Annotated in this window: 17 protein-coding genes; 11 read left to right on the top strand and 6 right to left on the bottom strand. The window is 64.8% G+C overall.

All coding sequences use genetic code 11. The annotated features are described in order from the left end of the window. The 7 genes from WAN02_RS14045 to WAN02_RS14075 form a co-directional block, all read left to right on the top strand. Positions 1-1,516: cellulase family glycosylhydrolase (locus WAN02_RS14045; RefSeq protein WP_422264805.1), on the top strand; the 1,516-nt coding region annotated here is incomplete at its 5' end. Positions 1,517-1,559: 43 nt separating this feature from the next. After that, positions 1,560-2,528, top strand: coding sequence for a class I SAM-dependent methyltransferase (locus WAN02_RS14050; protein WP_422264806.1), 969 nt, complete (start codon positions 1,560-1,562; stop codon positions 2,526-2,528). After that, a complete protein-coding gene (locus tag WAN02_RS14055) occupies positions 2,486-3,694 on the top strand; it encodes a THUMP-like domain-containing protein (protein ID WP_422264822.1) in 1,209 nt (402 codons plus the stop codon). The genes WAN02_RS14050 and WAN02_RS14055 overlap by 43 nt, the downstream gene beginning before the upstream one ends. Positions 3,695-3,774: 80 nt before the next feature. Beyond that, positions 3,775-3,993, top strand: coding sequence for a hypothetical protein (locus tag WAN02_RS14060; protein WP_422264807.1), 219 nt, complete (start codon positions 3,775-3,777; stop codon positions 3,991-3,993). 552 nt (positions 3,994-4,545) lie between these two features. Next, complete coding sequence (locus WAN02_RS14065; protein WP_422264808.1) at positions 4,546-4,821, top strand: hypothetical protein; 276 nt, start codon at positions 4,546-4,548, stop codon at positions 4,819-4,821. 417 nt (positions 4,822-5,238) lie between these two features. Further along, complete coding sequence (locus tag WAN02_RS14070; protein ID WP_422264810.1) at positions 5,239-6,051, top strand: hypothetical protein; 813 nt, start codon at positions 5,239-5,241, stop codon at positions 6,049-6,051. Positions 6,052-6,216: 165 nt separating this feature from the next. Next, a complete protein-coding gene (locus tag WAN02_RS14075) occupies positions 6,217-6,924 on the top strand; it encodes an esterase (protein WP_422264811.1) in 708 nt (235 codons plus the stop codon). A 14-nt stretch (positions 6,925-6,938) separates the two neighbouring features. On the opposite strand, the gene WAN02_RS14080 is transcribed toward WAN02_RS14075, so the two are convergent. Further along, entirely contained in the window at positions 6,939-8,315 is a 1,377-nt protein-coding gene (locus WAN02_RS14080) for a PQQ-binding-like beta-propeller repeat protein (RefSeq protein ID WP_422264813.1), read from the bottom strand. A 31-nt stretch (positions 8,316-8,346) separates the two neighbouring features. On the opposite strand from WAN02_RS14080, the gene WAN02_RS14085 reads away from it, so the two are divergent. Next, on the top strand, positions 8,347-9,084 hold the full coding sequence (locus tag WAN02_RS14085; RefSeq protein WP_422264814.1) for an acyltransferase: 738 nt from the start codon (positions 8,347-8,349) through the stop codon (positions 9,082-9,084). Between the two features lies 1 nt (position 9,085). Here WAN02_RS14085 and WAN02_RS14090 read toward each other — a convergent pair whose 3' ends face one another. Further along, positions 9,086-10,426: a cryptochrome/photolyase family protein gene (locus tag WAN02_RS14090; RefSeq protein WP_422264815.1), complete on the bottom strand. Its 1,341-nt coding sequence runs from the start codon at positions 10,424-10,426 to the stop codon at positions 9,086-9,088. 16 nt (positions 10,427-10,442) lie between these two features. Then, positions 10,443-10,925, bottom strand: a complete 483-nt coding sequence (locus tag WAN02_RS14095) for a TspO/MBR family protein (RefSeq protein ID WP_422264823.1) — start codon at positions 10,923-10,925, stop codon at positions 10,443-10,445. A gap of 68 nt (positions 10,926-10,993) precedes the next feature. Here WAN02_RS14095 and WAN02_RS14100 point away from each other — a divergent pair, with 68 nt between their 5' ends. Both WAN02_RS14100 and fni read left to right on the top strand, forming a co-directional pair. Beyond that, the gene (locus tag WAN02_RS14100; protein WP_422264817.1) at positions 10,994-11,530 is read left to right on the top strand and encodes a MarR family winged helix-turn-helix transcriptional regulator; all 537 of its coding nucleotides are present in this window, start codon (positions 10,994-10,996) and stop codon (positions 11,528-11,530) included. A gap of 46 nt (positions 11,531-11,576) precedes the next feature. Continuing rightward, a complete protein-coding gene (gene fni, locus WAN02_RS14105; protein WP_422264824.1) occupies positions 11,577-12,602 on the top strand; it encodes a type 2 isopentenyl-diphosphate Delta-isomerase in 1,026 nt (341 codons plus the stop codon). A 40-nt stretch (positions 12,603-12,642) separates the two neighbouring features. On the opposite strand, the gene WAN02_RS14110 is transcribed toward fni, so the two are convergent. After that, complete coding sequence (locus WAN02_RS14110; RefSeq protein WP_422264818.1) at positions 12,643-13,185, bottom strand: MarR family winged helix-turn-helix transcriptional regulator; 543 nt, start codon at positions 13,183-13,185, stop codon at positions 12,643-12,645. A 231-nt stretch (positions 13,186-13,416) separates the two neighbouring features. Continuing rightward, positions 13,417-14,040: a GAF and ANTAR domain-containing protein gene (locus WAN02_RS14115; RefSeq protein WP_422264819.1), complete on the bottom strand. Its 624-nt coding sequence runs from the start codon at positions 14,038-14,040 to the stop codon at positions 13,417-13,419. Positions 14,041-14,383: 343 nt separating this feature from the next. On the opposite strand from WAN02_RS14115, the gene WAN02_RS14120 reads away from it, so the two are divergent. Continuing rightward, positions 14,384-15,847 carry a DUF2867 domain-containing protein gene (locus WAN02_RS14120; protein ID WP_422264820.1) on the top strand — a complete coding sequence of 488 codons (1,464 nt, stop codon included), beginning with the start codon at positions 14,384-14,386 and terminating at the stop codon, positions 15,845-15,847. A gap of 12 nt (positions 15,848-15,859) precedes the next feature. Here WAN02_RS14120 and WAN02_RS14125 read toward each other — a convergent pair. Next, the coding region (locus tag WAN02_RS14125) for a DUF5914 domain-containing protein (protein ID WP_422264821.1) at positions 15,860-16,540 on the bottom strand (681 nt) is incomplete at its 5' end.

The following is a 16,540-nucleotide window of genomic DNA, read 5'->3' on the forward strand; positions in this document are numbered from 1 at the left end:
GGGTGCCACGGCTGCCGGCCTGCCTGCCCTCGGCGGGGCCGGCGGTAATGCCGGTGTGTTCGGCGAACACGGCGCCGTCGGCGACTTCGGAACCCTGCCTGGGGGTCTCACCCAGCCTGCCGACCCCGGCGGGTCGCTGCTGTCGCTCGGGACTTCCGGCAGCTTCCTCACCAACAGCGACGGGCAAGTCGTCACCCTGCATGGGCTCAACGAGGTCTACAAGATCGCGCCCGGCGACCCCCTGGCCAGCGGGTTCAACGACGACGATGCGGCGTTCCTGGCCGAAAACGGTTTCAACGCAGTCCGGGTGGGCGTGATCTGGTCTGACCTGGAGCCCGACCCCGGGGTCTTCAACACCGCCTACCTGAACTCGATAGAGAGCACCGTCCAAACCCTCGGCAACCACGGGATCTACAGCATCATCGACTTCCATCAGGACGCCTACAGCACCGCGTTCGGCGGCGAAGGGGCACCCGATTGGGCGGTGCAGACCGACGGGGCGGCCAACCCCTCGCTGCCCTTCCCGTACAACGAGTTCTTCAATCCCGCAGAGCAGCAGGCTTGGGAGTCGTTCTGGACGAACTCCGACGCCCCGAACGGAATTGGTCTGGAGAACAACTACAGCCAGATGCTGGAGTACGTGGCCAATGCCTTCAACGGCGACCCCAACGTGGCCGGATTCGAGCTCATCAACGAACCATCGCCGGGCATATCGTCGTTCCTGCCGACCCTGTTCGGCAACCCATTCTTCGACAGTCAGCAGCTGACCCCCTTCTACGATCAGGGGGCGGACGCGATCCGGGCCGTCGATCCGAGCACACCGATTTTCTTCGAACCCAACGTCCTGTCCAATGCGGGCATACCGACCGATCTTGGTCATGTCGACGCCACGAACACAGTCTTGTCGTTCCACGACTACTGCGAGTTCAACCTCGGCCCGCTGGGGTGCATACCGAGCGTCAGCGGCATTGTGGGCAATGCCGAGGCATACGCGGAGGCGCAGGGGATTCCGGCCTTCATGACCGAGTTCGGCGCCACCAGCGACCAAGCGCAGATCCTGGCGCCGATGCAAGGAGCCGACCAACACCTGATCGGGTGGACGGAGTGGGCCTACTCGGGCCAGGGCGACATCACCACCAGCGCGAGTCCGCCGGGTTCGGAGTCGCTGGTGTACAACCCGGCCGATCCGCTGACGGGCGCCAACATCAATACCGCCAACCTGGACACCCTCGCCGAGCCGTACCCGCAGCTGGTCTCCGGCACGCCGGAGTCCTATTCGTTCGACAACGGGACGTTCCAGTTCAGCTACTCCACCGCGGAGGCCGACGGCCTGGGTAGCTTCCCGGCCGGCTCGCAGACCACCATCTCGGTCCCGAGCGTCGAGTTCCCGGACGGCTACCAGGTCAGCGTCACCGGCGGCGAGGTCGTCTCGGCTCCTAATGCCGCCGAACTGGTGATCGCCTCGAACAGCGGTGCCAGCACCGTCACCGTCACAGTCAGCGCTGCCGGAACGTAGCCAGGGTGCCCGCCGGCCCGGTCGGCCGATAGGCTGGTCGACCATGACCAGTACCGACCCGGCGCCGCAGCCGCACGCCACTGCCGAGCAGGTCGAGGCCGCCCGGCACGACAGCAAGCTGGCCCAGGTGCTCTATCACGACTGGGAAGCGGAGAACTACGACGAGAAGTGGTCGATCTCCTATGACCAGCGCTGCATCGACTACGCGCGGGATTGCTTCGACGGCGTCGTCCCGGACGACGAGATCCACCGGCTGCCCTACGGCCACGCCCTCGAGTTGGGTTGCGGTAGTGGCTTTTTCCTGCTGAACCTGATCCAGTCGGGCGTGGCCCGACGCGGATCGGTCACCGATCTGTCTCCGGGCATGGTCAAAGTCGCCACCCGCAACGGGCAGTCGTTGGGGCTGGACATCGACGGCCGCGTTGCCGACGCCGAGCGCATCCCCTACGAGGACAACACCTTTGACCTGGTGGTCGGACACGCTGTGCTGCATCACATTCCGGATGTCGAGCTGACGTTGCGGGAGGTGCTTCGGGTGCTGCGGCCCGGTGGTCGCTTCGTATTCGCCGGCGAGCCCACCACCGTCGGGAACAGTTATGCGCGCGCGCTGTCGACCCTGACTTGGCGCGTCGCGACCAACGTCACCAAGTTGCCCGGGCTGGAAAGCTGGCGGCGCCCGCAGGCCGAGCTCGACGAGTCCTCGCGCGCTGCCGCACTCGAGGCCCTCGTCGACTTGCACACGTTTTCCCCGGACCAATTGGAGAAGATGGCGACCCGGGCCGGCGCCGTCGAGGTCGACACCGCCACCGTCGAGTTCACCGCGGCGATGCTCGGCTGGCCGCTGCGCACCTTCGAATACGCCGTGCCACCGGGGCGGCTGGGCTGGGCGTGGGCCAACTTCGCGTTCACTAGCTGGAAGGCGCTGAGCTGGGCCGACGGCAACGTGTGGCGACACATGGTGCCGAAGGGCTGGTTCTACAACGTCGAGATCACCGGGACCAAGCCGTCCTGAATGTCAGCCTCGACGACGTCGCCTATCTGACGTCGGACGAAGGCTCGACTGCGCTGGCTGCGGTCGAGGCCCTCCGGCTGACCGACCGCATCGCCGAGATCGCCAGGCTACGAAAGCAATTCGGCGACCGGACGCCGCTGCTGGTGGAGACGGTGTTGCTGCGACGCCGCTCGGTCGCCAAGCTCTCCGAGCTGCCCGGCACCCGCGACTGGCTGTTCACTGACGAGGCGTTACAGCAGGCCAGTGCCGCACCGGTAGCGCTGCACCGCTCGAAGCGATTACGCGGCAGAGTGATTCACGATGTAACGTGCTCGGTCGGCACTGAGCTGGCGGCGTTGCACGGCTCGGCGGCCCGCGCGGTCGGTAGCGACCTCGATCCGGTACGGCTGGCGATGGCGCGGCACAATCTCGATGGCCTGGTCGACCTGTTTCGCGCCGACGCGTTGCGCCCGGTAACCCGCGACACCGTGGTGCTGGCCGATCCGGCGCGGCGAGGTGGCGGGCGTCGGCGCTTCCATCCCCGTGACTACCAACCGGCTTTGGATCTCCTCTTCGAGGCCTATCGTGACCGGGATTTGGTCGTGAAATGCGCTCCGGGAATCGATTTCGATGCGCTGTCGCAGTTCGGGTTCGACGGTGAGATCGAGGTGACGTCGTATCGCGGCTCGGTGCGTGAGGCCTGCCTCTGGTCGGCGGGTTTGGCCGAGGCAGGTGTGCGCCGTCGGGCAAGCGTTCTGGACCGCGACGAGCAGATCACCGGCGCCGAGCCCGACGATTGCCCGGTTCAGCCGGCCGGCCGGTGGATTGTCGACCCGGACGGAGCCGTGGTACGGGCCGGCTTGGTGCGTCACTACGCGGCGCGGCACGGGCTGTGGCAGCTCGACGCGCACATCGCCTACCTGTCCGGCGACGAGCTTCCACCCGGCGTCCGCGGGTTCGAGGTGCTCGAGCAGCTGGCCTTCGACGAGCGACGATTGCGTCAAGCCTTGAGCGCGCTCGACTGCGGGTCGCTCGAGATCCTGGTGCGCGGCGTCGAGGTGGATCCCGATGCGCTACGCCGCCGATTGGCGCTGCGCGGCAGCCGATCGTTATCGGTGCTCATCACCCGGGTCGGGCAGGGCACCGCGGCGCAAGGGACGGCATTCGTATGCCAGTCGTCACGTTAGGGCGCTGCGCCTAAACGGCAATCCGCGAGAAGTGGCTTTTGAACGCACGGGACGGACTCCTGGTTGAGAACATACTCAAGGTGTTCTTGGGTTTTGTTCGGAAATTTCGTACTCCCGTCCCTCGTCTGGAGACGTACGGCGACTCGTCGACTGCCGCGGCTGCTGAGACCACTTCGCTGGCCGACCTCACGACTGCCGGCGACAGCGGCGACCTGTTGACCGACCTGCTGTCGGCAATGGACCCCGGGGCCGCCGCCGACAGCGGAAACCTGCTGACTGACCTTGCATCCTTGTTCTGACGTCACTGTCTCCCGGGTCGGCCCACCGGCCGGGCGGAGCGCATTTCCATCGGGGGATACGCCAAAAAATAGGGAAATCTCCCCATGAACTGAGACGGGTGCACACCGCAGACTGATGTGAGCGCGCCGGGGGGTCGGCACCGCTACAGCGAAGCATTACCGGGACATGATGTAGCTGCTGTAGCTTGGCCGCCCCCGGTTGCGCGACGACGGTGGGGCGGCGACAACGGCCCTCCGCGCAGTGCGCAGTCTTCCTGGCGGGTCCGCGTTTAGACCAAAGCGTGAACCCGCCAGGATGCACACGCACGGCTGCGCTCCCTTTCGGATGTTTGCCAGCAACGCCAAGAGCTACTTGGACATTCGACGTTCGCAATGTGTTTCGCTGCACGTAAGCGGCTTTTCCTCGACGCGCTTAGCCGCGCTTGCTAACTGATAACTTTTTGTCAGGTAACCTGGTATTAACACGCCGTCATAGCTACGATTTGTTCTCAGCATCTCTTGATAAGCGAATTCCGCACTGCCGACAGGCCGGTCGTGAAAGGAAGTTCGACGGTGAACGCTCGTGGTGTGACTCGACTGGCCCTGCCGGCTTGTGGGCTGGCCTTGAGTGCGGCGGTGGCGTTCGGTACGCAGGAACTTCGCCCCGCGACGGACATCGTCGTGGCCGCCGCTTCCGGCATCGAAAGCGCCGCCCTCACCAGCGGCGGCGCTGACGCCGGGCATCTCGTCACTGTCACTGGGACTCCTGCGCAGTCGATGGGCGGTGGCTGCGAACGGGAGCGTCGGCCGATCTGCAGCCGCCCAGGGCGACGGTCAACGCGTCGTTGAATTGAACGCCGCGCTGTCCAGTCGGTAATAACGCCCGCAGGGCGGCTAATCGCGTCCAGGCCAGCGCTCGGAGTCCGGAATATCGGCTTCTCATTCCGCTCGGTCGAACAAATAATTCGTAAAACCGACGGTATCTCTCAGGTTTATCTCCGATCTCACAAGAGTGACCGCTGGTCAGGAGCATACCGGTCACCGCTGATCAGAAGTCAAAACCTGCAGAACAGACTTGACAGGCGGGACAGAAGATACCAGTGATAATCGCTCCTGACCCAAACAAGGGCTTAGGACTTTTTCGCCAATTATTAGACTTTGTTCGAACAAAATTAACGGCTGCGCATAAGCTGGGCCGACACAGCGCGGTTGGGCGCTATGGCGACAAACACGCCAATTGGCGTTGTTTGGGGGAAAGGTAAATCGATGAAGTGCACTCGTGCTTTAACTCGGTTGGGGTTGCTGGCCGCGGGGTTGGGTGTCGGAGCAGCGTTCGCTTCGATGCCCGCTATCGCCTCGGCAGACACATCCAGCGACTGGCTGTCGGCGGTCGACAGTTTTCTCAGCACTGCGGCCCCGGCCGCTGACACGACGCCGGCTCTGAACCTGGCCATCTCGATGGACGGGGATACGTTCTTCCAGGCAGGCACCGCGGAGGCCTACTCCGGTTCCGACGGGGACATTGCGATCGCGAACGGCGCCGGCGCGTCTGCGTACGCGTTCGGCACCAATAATTACGCGAGTGTCGACGGCACGGATTCGTCGGCCGTAGCCGGTGGTTATGACGCAGCCATGGCAAGCGGCTCACACGACGACACCGCTTTCGCTTTCGGCAACAACGACCTCAGTTACGCCGGCGGCGACGGGGCCTCGAACCCGGGCACCTTCGACTACGCCGTCATCTTCGGCGACAACGACACTGCCTTGTCCGGCGGCGACGCGGCGGGCGCCGGCAGCTACGACGGCGCCTACGTCGAGGGCAACAATCTCGGGATCGCCCAAGTACAGGGCAGCGACTACCTCGCCGACATCCTGAAGTTCTACGGCGACGGGTCGACTAGCACCACCGCTGCGGCCGCTGAGAGCGGCGGGCAGCATCTGACCGACCTGCTGTCGGGGGGTTCGGCTGCCGCTGCGGACGCCAGCAACATCTGGACTGAACTGCTGTCGGCGTTCGACGGTGGAAGTGCGGCTGCGGACGCCGGCACCCTGTGGACCGAGCTCGCGTCGCTGTTCTAGAGAACCCGCCTGCCGGGTCGGCGGCCGCCGTCAGGGAGGACGGTGGCCGCTGACCTGGGCAGGCGCCTGTCAGCACCGGCCAGGCAAGCGATGGGGTCAGAGGGGCCAGGTAGTCTGGCTAGACGGCATTTCAGCCGTTCTGAGTCTGCGAGGACAAGTCGACCGATGCGCAACATCATGTCGGCCGCGCTAATAGCGGCCGGAGCCCTGCTGGGCTGGTCGGGCATCGCGGTCGCCGGCGCGGACTCGGCGTGTACCAGCTTGGGCGGCGCGCTTCAAGATGATCAGACGTGCAACGTGCACATCACGACGTCGACTTACACGCTGGCCATGACTTTTCCGGTGGATTACCCGGACCAGGCGCTGACTGACTTCCTCATCCAGAATCGAGATGGCTTCGTCAACGTCGCGCAGACGTCGTCGCAGACTTCCGGCCCACGCGAAGTGCCGTACCAAATGGACGTCACCTCCGAGCAATATCACTCCGGCCAGTCGCCCACCGGCACCCGAAGCGTGGTGCTCAAGGTCTTCGAAGACCTCGGCGGCCCGCGCCCGTCGACCTTCTACAAAGGCTTCAATTACGACCTCGGTGAACAAAAGGCGATCACCTTCGACACGCTTTTCGCACCGAACACCAAGCCGCTGGACGCGATCTACCCGATCGTGCAGCGCGAGATGGGAAAGAAAACCGGGCTCGGCGCCGCAATCCTGCCCGGATCCGGCCTGGACGCCTCGCATTATCAGAACTTCGCCATCACCGATGACGAGCTGATCTTCTACTTCGCGCCCGGTGAGCTGCTGCCCTCGCTGGCGGGCGCCAGCCAGGTCCACGTCCCCCGCAACGCCATCCCGCCGCTGGCCGTCAAGGGCTAGACCGGCCCGGTGAGTCAGCTCGGGGCGAAGCTGTACACCTGACCATCGCTGGTCGCGGCGACGACCCGGCGATCATGGCCGATCGAGACGCCGACGGGATAACCGGTCGCCTCCGGCAACCGGTAGCTGTTGAGGGTGCGGCCGCTCCCGGGATCGAAAACCAGCAGCGTCATGCCTCGCGCGCCCTCGCCCGGCCCGCCGGTGACGACCGCGTAACCGACGCCGCTCCCGGCCAGGCTCGACGTCGACAGCGGGCTGACGTCATTGCGTCGCCACACTTCCTGGGCGTGGCCACCGGCGTCCTTGACGGCGACGAGACGGGTATCTGGACCGCCACCCGACACGACCAGCCCCCCCGGTGTGACCGATGGCGGCGTCTGCGGCTGGAACTTCAGCGGAATCGACCATTTGGGCTTGCCGTCGGCGGCGTGCAGCGCCCACAGCCGCTCGTCACGCCCATTGACGTAGATGGTGGATCCGTCGCTGGATGCCACCGGGCTGGCCAGGACCCCGGCGGCGACCGCGTTGCTGGTCCACTCCCGGGTCAGCAGCGGGTTTTGACCCGGGTGGTACTTCAGCCCGACCAGCACTGACGCGGGGGCGTCGGGTTCCCACAGGCCCACCACGATCATCCCGTTCGCTCGCGCGAATGCGGGTGCGGCGGCGATGGGGCAGCCCGCCAGGGCCGGCCCGCAATCGGAGAGCCCGCGGGTGAAGTCGCTCGGGTCGACGTTGTCCACCAGGTCGACCGAATTGCCGACGACGGTGCCCCGATCGCTGTCGAACACCTGCACCTGCCCCAGGTGTGTGACTACGAGAAGTTGTCCGTGATCGAGAATCCTTGGCGTGGAAGGCATTCCCATCACCGGGCGCCGCCAGCGGATCCATTGGGTAGGGGGAAAGGACACGATCGCCCCGGGCTGGCCGACGTAGAGGTTGTCGAAGCCGTCGAACAACGGGCTGGCCAGCCCGCCGCCCTGGAAGAGCCGTGTGCACCACCGTTGCCGGCCGTTGTCGTCGTTCTCCCACTCCATCAGCGAACAGCCGCCTGGTGTCTGCGCGTTCGCCGCGAGCCAGTTGCGCGAGCTGAGCGCCACCGCTGACGCCAGGGACCCTTTCACCGAACGGGTCCAGCGCAGGGTCAGCCGGTCCGCGCCGCGCGTTGGGCTGTAGCTGCTGTTGGCCGCGTCGCCGTACTGGGCGGGCCAGCCTTCCGCCGGCGTGGTCTCGACCCAGGAGTCGGTATTGCCGCAGCCCGCCACAGCGGCCGTCAGAAGCACCGCCGACGCCACAGATGACCAATGCCGCACAGTGCGACGGGGAATCGGCCAGGGCACGGTGCGAGGGTAACCCGCGGCGGGTCGCTTCTGGCTCATTGCCCGCTTCGCCATGCTTCACACCACGGCGATAGGCTTTTCGGCCATGACGAGCATGTGGGGGGCCCCGATTCATCGCCGCTGGCGGGGGTCGAATCTGCGGGACCCACGCCAGGCCAAATTCCTCACACTGGCCTCACTGAGATGGGTGTTGCGCAACCACGCCTACACGCCCTGGTACCTGGTGCGCTACTGGCGATTGCTGAAGTTCAAGCTGGCCAACCCGCACATCATCACTCGCGGCATGGTGTTCATCGGCAAAGGCGTGGAGATCCACGCGACACCGGAGTTGGCGCAGCTGGAAATCGGGCGCTGGGTGCATATCGGCGACAAGAACACGATCCGGGCGCACGAGGGCTCGCTGCGCTTCGGCGACAAGGTGGTGTTGGGCCGCGACAACGTCATCAACTGTTACCTCGACATCGAACTCGGCGACTCGGTCCTGATGGCCGACTGGTGCTATGTATGCGATTTCGACCATCGGATGGACGACATCACGCTGCCGATCAAAGATCAGGGCATCATCAAATCCCCGATCCGGATCGGCCCGGACACCTGGGTCGGGGTCAAGGTGACCGTGCTGCGCGGCACCACCATCGGACGGGGCTGCGTGCTGGGATCACACGCCGTGGTCCGGGGGGACGTGCCGGACTTCTCCATCGCGGTCGGGGCGCCGGCCAAGGTGGTCAAGAATCGCCAGCTGGCCTGGGAGACTTCGGCCGCTCAGCGCGCCGAGCTTGCCGCGGCGCTGGCCGACATCGAACGCAAGAAAGCCGCCCGCTGACTCAGTTCATGCTTTGGTAGCGGCGCAGCGCTTCGCTGCGTTCCGCGCTGTGGTCGACGATTGGTTCGGGATAACCGGCTGGCCGATCGCCTTTGGTCAGAGTGACGTCATCGGCATCAGCGAGCTCGGAGACCCAGCGGCGGACGTAGTCGCCGGCGGGATCGAACTTCTCGGCCTGCCTGGTCGGGTTGAACACCCGGAAATACGGCGCGGCATCGGTGCCGCACCCCGCGGACCACTGCCAGCCGTGTTGGTTGCTGGCCATATCGCCGTCGACCAGCTGGTCGAGGAACCACCGGGCGCCCCATTGCCAGGGCAGGTGCAAGTCCTTGACCAGAAACGACGCCACGATCATCCGCACCCGGTTATGCATGAAACCGGTCTCACGAAGTTGACGCATGCCGGCGTCGACGATCGGAAATCCTGTCTCGCCGGCTTTCCAGGATTCGAAGTGCCGCTTGGCCTTCGCGTCGGTATCGGTATCGATGGCGTCGAAATCGCGGTTCCAATTCCACCAGACGCTGTCGGGCCAATGATGCAGTACTGCGGCGTAGAAATCGCGAAAAGCCAACTCGCGCAAATACGCTCGTGCACCGGCGCGCCGCTGGTCCAAGTCCGCGACCATGGTCCTGGGGTGGATCGTGCCGAACTTCAGATGGGCGGACATCCGACTCGTGCCGTCGTGATCGGGACGATTCCGGTCGTCGCCATAGTTCTCAAGTCCCTTGTCGACGAACCTTTTCAACTGCCGTCGCGCAGCGGCCTCGCCCGCGGGCAGGTCGAGTTCGATGCCGGGGTCGGGTATGTCGACCGGTTTGGCGCGCTTGCCCAGCTTGGTGGGATCGACCCAGTTCGCGGACTTGGCTCCCGATCGGGCAGCTGACCGCCACCCCATCTCGTGCCATCGGCTGAAGAACGGGGTGAACACCTTGTACGGCTCGCCGTCGTCCTTGATCACGCGCCCCGGTGAGACCAGATACGGCGACCCAGTCGCCACCAGCGGCACCTCGCCCAACGCCGAGCGCACGCGCTCGTCGCGCCGCCGACCGTAGGGCGCGAAGTCTTCGGAGACATGGACAGACGTCGCCTCAATCTCCTTGACGAGCGCAGGAATACGCTCTTCGGGTCGGCCCCGTGTCACCAGAATCCGTCCATCCAGGTCGTCGCGCAACCGGCGCAACGAGTCGCACAGAAACTGCATCCGGCGACTGCCCGAGGACGCCTCCAAACGGGGATCGAGGACAAAGCACGCCAACACCTCGTCACACTCGGCGGCCGCCCTGTGTAGTGGCGGGAGGTCGCGCAGTCGCAGGTCTCGGCGGAACCACAACAACGCGGGCATCAGCGGGTCAAGCGTTTCATCGGCGATTGAGTACCCAAATGTGGCCCGACATGACGGTGGCAAAGGCACACCACAGCGGATACGGCGCCAACGCGGCCCCCGCCCGCGCGTCAGCCGCAGCGGTACGCCTGGCCAGATCGGCGCTGCTGGCGGCCAGCACGGCTGCGCCGACCGCCGAGGCGCCCAGCTTCTGATACTTGAAGAACAGCCAACTCCACCCGGCGTTGAGGATGAGGTTGGCGGCCAGCGCGACAATGTAATTGCGGGCTTCTTTGTCACGCCCGGTCTCGCGCAGTCGGTCGATCGCAATCGCGGAGGTGACCGCGATGTCGGCGTACAACGTGGTCCAGGCGAGCGGAAACACACCGTTGGGCGGCACATAGCTCGGTTTACGTAAACGGGAGTACCACCGGGTGATCCGCGGCTGGCTGGCGATGCTTCCGATTCCTGAGGTCGCACCGACGGCAAGGGTCGTCGCGGCCAGTATCTGCTTGTTCACCTGATATCCCTTCGACTTCGGCAAGTCTTTCAGTGTATTAAGTATTAATCAACTGAAGTAATACCCGAATGCGGGATAAGCTGAACGACGTCATGGGCCCCGATGAGACGGCGGGCGGCCGAGCCGCACTCGAACAGCAGATATCCGCTCATCTGCGGGTGATGACGGCCGAGTCCGAACAGATCGGCCGATCGTTCGCCGTGGTGCATGACGTGCGGCCTACCGATTTTCGCGCTCTGCTGCATGTCATGGTTGCCGAAACCGCCGGGGTGCCAATCACGTCGGGGGAGCTACGGCAACGCATGGGGCTGTCAGGCGCGGCCATCACCTATCTGGTTGACCGAATGATGGCGTCGGGGCACATCACGCGCGAGTCTGACCCCGGCGACCGGCGCAAGGTGATCCTGCGTTATTCGGATTCTGGCCTGGCTACCGCGCGAGCGTTCTTCGCCCCGCTGGGAGCCCACTCCCATGAAGCGATGCAAGGCTTGTCCGACGAAGATCTCTCCGCGGCCAGCAGGGTTTTCACCTCGCTGATCGCGGCGATGCGGCGATACCAGGATGAGTTGTCGTCCTGGAAGCCGCCCGAGCAGCAGACCGATTGAGCACGGGAACGGGGACGGAGGTGCGGTGCCCACTGATTCGAACGGGATGACGACCCGCAAACGGCGCCACATCGACGTCTGCCTTGACGACCGGGTGACGTATTCCGGCGTGACGACTGGGCTGGAACGCTACCGGCTGCCGTACAACGCGCTGACGCAGACCAGCCTCGCCCGGGTCGATCTGTCGAGCAGCTTCCTCGGTGTGCCCTTACGGGCACCGATCCTGGTCGGGGCGATGACCGGCGGCGCCGACCTGTCCGGGACCATCAACAAGAATCTGGCCGAAGCCGCGCAACGGCTCGGCATCGGAATGATGCTTGGCTCGCAGCGGATCATGCTCGACAGCGCATTGGGGGAGCAGGCGGCGTCCAGCTTCACGGTCCGCGATGTCGCGCCGGATGTGTTGTTGTTCGGCAATATTGGGCTGGCGCAGCTGACCGCTGCTGCGGCTGACGACATCTCGAATGCGTTGGAGCGAGTTGGCGCCGATGCGCTCGCGGTACACACCAATCCGCTGCAAGAGGCCGTCCAGCGAAATGGCGACGGCGACTTTTCCGGGTCGCTCGACCGGCTGCGCCAGGTCGCCGACGCATTGGACTACCCAGTGCTGCTCAAGGAAGTGGGTCACGGCATCGGCGCCTCCGCGATCGCCGAGTTGACGGGTCCGTCCGGCGAGTTGCCGGTGGCCGCGATCGACGTCGCCGGTGCCGGCGGTACCTCGTGGTCGCGGGTGGAGCAGCTCGTTCGCTATGGCGAGGTGCGATTCCCCGACCTGGCCGACTGGGGAATACCCACGGCGCAGGCCATCGTGGAGGTGCGCGAGGCTCTGCCCGTTGTCCCATTGGTCGCTTCTGGTGGTATCCGCACCGGCATGGACGCGGCGAAAGCGCTGGCTTTGGGCGCAGACGTCGTGGCCATTGCCCGGCCATTGCTGGCTGCGGCGATCGAATCCAGTGCGGCGGTGGTGGACTGGCTACAGCGCTTCATCGACGAGCTGCGGATCTGCCTGCACGGGTCTGGTGCCGCGAATTTAACGGCCTTGCGCCATATCGGCGTCAGCAAAATCCAGTAAAGCATTGATTCGCAACACTTTTTGGTTGCGAAAGCCTTGCTCAGGCGAGGTCGCTGGATGCCGTGGCCGGAGCCGTCGTCGGCTTTGATTGGGGAAGCCCGATTTCGGCTTCAAAAGTCGACATCGCGGCGATCATCGCGCCGAAAACCCGGTGAGCGGCAAGCAGATCCCTGTCGGGTATGTCGGCCAGCGCAGCTCGCAGGTGCGCGCCGAGCGGCTGAAAAAAACCGTGTGCCAGTTCCATGCCGCTTGCTTCGTATCGGAGACGGGCCTTGCGTCGATCCGAGGGGTCCGATTCGCGCCGGACATGGCCGGCATCGATCATGCGATCGACGAGGTAGGTGATCGCGGCCGGTGAGACGTCCATCCGCTGCCGTAGCTGAGCCATCGTCAGCGGCGTCCCGGCCGTCTCGGCGACCATCACGTGCAACAACGCGTGGAAGTCGCTGCCACTCACGTCGTTTTGGCGCGCGAAATGGCGACCTATTCGGTCGGACTGTGCAGTAACCGCCCGCATATCGGCCGACATGAGCTGTTCCAGCTCTGGCCTGCTGGGAGGTGAACCGTTTCCCCGCTTAGTCACCTGATCGCATCCTTCTTAGCGATAAATTCCGTTAAGAATATACGGACATCTGCTGGATCAGCGAGAATACGCCAGCAACCGCCAAAAATATCTCATGGCAGCGCAAACGGCGTCGCTGCTCCGCGGTTCGGTATAACGTATTGGCCCGCTTCGGGAGCCATCGGCGCCCAACCTGGACGAGTCAGAACTTGTGAGTACTCAATTAGGGCAAAGGTATTCGCCGTCGCAGGGTTACTTCAGAAGTGAGCCGTCGCCGCGCGTGACCCGCTGTGCAACTTGCGCAATGGGCGTATTGGCGTCTTGGGACATCTGCTTGAGCCTTTCAAAGGCTTCAGCAGCGTCAATATCAAAGCGTTCCATCAGCCTGCCTTTGGCCTGGCCGATGATGTCCCGCGAGACCAGCGCTACGCGAAACTGCTGGTCATGCCGCATCATGTTCCACACGAGTGCAGCATGCGTCGCGAAAATCAGCCCCAAATTGACTGACTCGTCATCGAAGACTTCTGGCGATTCGGCATAGAAGTTGAGCGCCGCAGCGGAGACGCCTTCTTTGAACATTCCGAACGACAAGATCGATCGGACGGGCGTCTGCTTGAGCGCGGCGCCACGGTAGAGCGGCCACCGATCGTCACGAACGAGATCATCGACGCGGACGCTTTCCTGCAAGGTGGCGGCAGTCAGGCATGGTCCCTGTTGATAGCGACTCTGGATTTCGTCGAGCATCACTGGGTAGCGATGGGTCGCGGCCGCCGTATCGATGCCGCGACGTCTCTGCCTCACCGTGATGCCTGCGTATTGGGCTCCCGGGACCGATTCCGCGGCGCCGGTGATCAATCCGCTCAGCAGCGCGGGCATGTCGAATGAGGCGCGTTGGTGGAGGTCGGCGACAAATTGGGTTGCCTGCAAGTACGTCGATGTTCGCGAATCCAGCGACAACTCTTCGGATTTGGACGCATTCACTGTGCGGTCTTCCCGATCGTCGGTTGTAGGGTCGCAGCGCACCTGGCTGGCGGCAGATACCCGATGAACCCGTCGCCGGCTGCCGATACCACTACCCGCGCTCACGTTTGCACTATAAACTTAACTATTCATGTTATGAAGTAGATGCCAGAATCTGGCACAGTGAGAAAAAGTGGGTATACCACCCGGGAGCAGGGCGTCCAGTTGCTGCAGATCTGAGCTAAGCGAGGAGTGTGCGATGCGCTGCGTCATCTTCGGTGCCACCGGCTACCTAGGGGTGCGGCTGGTCCCCGAACTGCTGTCGGCGGGTCACGACGTTCGGGTGATGGCGCGAACGCCCGCCAAACTCGACGATGTGCCGTGGCGCCAGGACGTCGAGGTCGTCGAGGGTGACGTCGCGGACGCCGACACAGTGCGGCTGGCACTCGAAGGTCAGCAAGTGCTCTTCTACCTGGTGCACTCGATGCTGAGCAACGATTTCGTCGACCTGGATGCGCGTGCGGCCTCGATCGTCGCAGACGCCGCCAAACAGGCAGGCCTCTCGCGCATCGTGTACGTGGGCGGCATCATCGCGGATCACCAGCATTTGTCGGACCATTTGGCGTCGCGAGCCGAAGTTGGCCGGCTGCTGCATGATTCGGGAGTCCCTACCGCGGAACTACGGGCGGCGGCGATCATCGGGGCCGGGTCAGCGAGCTTCGAAATGCTGCGGTACCTGACTGAACGACTGCCGTTGATGGTCACGCCGAAATGGTTGCGCACCCGGGTTCAACCCATTGCGATCCACGACGTGCTGTATTACCTCACGAACGCGGCGGAGTTGCCCGCCGACGTGAGCCGCCCCTTCGACATCGGCGGGCCGGACACCTTTACCTACACCGAGATGATCCGGACGTTCGCGGCGATCGCGGGCCTGCGGCGCCGAGTTGCCATCCCGGTGCCGGTGCTGACTCCGTACCTGTCCTCGCACTGGGTGAACCTGATCACCCCGTTGCCACGGTCGTTGGCGTCGTCGCTGATGAAATCGCTCGAGAACGATGTCGTCTGCACCGAGCACGATATCGCCCAACACATCCCAGACCCGCAAAAAGGTCTGACGCACTACCAACACGCCGTCGAACTCGCACTGGAACGAACGCGCGACACGGCACTGACCACTCGCTGGTCGCGACCGGGGAATGAGGACTCACCGTCCCAGCCGCTGCCTACCGACCCGGCCTGGGCCGGCGGATCGCTGCACGAACAGGTGTCTGAACGGCAGGTCGACGCCGATGTCGAGACGCTGTGGCGGGTGTTCGAGTCGATCGGTTCCCAGCACGGCTGGTCTGCGACCCCGCCGGGCTGGGCGTCGCGTGGATGGGCTGGTCGGGCCGGCGATGCTGCGCCGCGACCATCATCATCGCGCCAGCTGCACGCGGGTGAGGCGCTGGACGGGTGGCGCGTCGAGCACGTTGATCAGCCCCGGCTGTTGCGGCTGCGCGCGGATGTTCCGCTGCCGGGCCGGCTTTGGCTCGAGCTGTCGGCGCACCCCGACGGCGACAGTCGCTGCTGCTATCGGCAGCGGGTGGTGTTCCAGCCGTATGGCCTTGCTGGCGAAGCCTTTTGGACGACGTCCGGCTGGCTTCGTCGCGCGGTGTTCGGCGGCATCGCCCGCGACGTCACCGCACAGGCAAACGGCGCACGGGTTTCCACGCGAACATAGCGGGCGAACGAATTACGGTGTAGCGGCCCGCAGCTGATAGCGGCGTTCGGCATAGGCCAAGTCGTCTTTCCACAGCCGGGCCGCGGCGACGCGCATGAGCCCGGTGATCAGCGGAGCGGCGTGACGCGCCCGCTTGAACCCGGTGCGGTCGGAGTGGGCCACGGTGGCTTCGATCACTGCCGTTCGCGGCCGGTTGTCGGGACCTAAACCCAATGGGGTGGCGTGAGTTTCGACCACACTTCCCGCTCCCTCGCCGTCCACGATGCGCATCACGATGGTGCGCGCCTCGGGGCTGGTGAACTCGGCGACCGTGGGTACGCCGACGCGGCCGATCCGGAATGTCACCGCCACCAGGAAACGGTCTGCCTCTTCGGTCGGAGTGGTCAGCACCTCTAGCCGGGTGAACGAATAGGGGTGGTACCAGGCGCCGTGCCACGGATCGAGGCGGTTGGCGATGATGTCGGAAGGTTCGCACGTGCCGACCATTCTCGCGACGGCGTCTAGTGTGTCGCCGGCTGGTCTGGCTGGAATCACGGGCTGATCGAGCGGCTCCTCGCCACCGACATCGTCCAGACGGACCCAGGCGAGCACGCCGTCGTCATGGCTGGGCAATGGCCGCCAACCGAATTCGTCGGTGTCGGCGTCCAGGCAGAGGCCGTGCCATCGGCAGATCAGTGCGCCGCCGTGTACGGC

The organism is Mycobacterium sp., assembly GCF_049281135.1.
In the GTDB taxonomy this organism is placed as follows: Bacteria; Actinomycetota; Actinomycetes; order Mycobacteriales; family Mycobacteriaceae; genus Mycobacterium.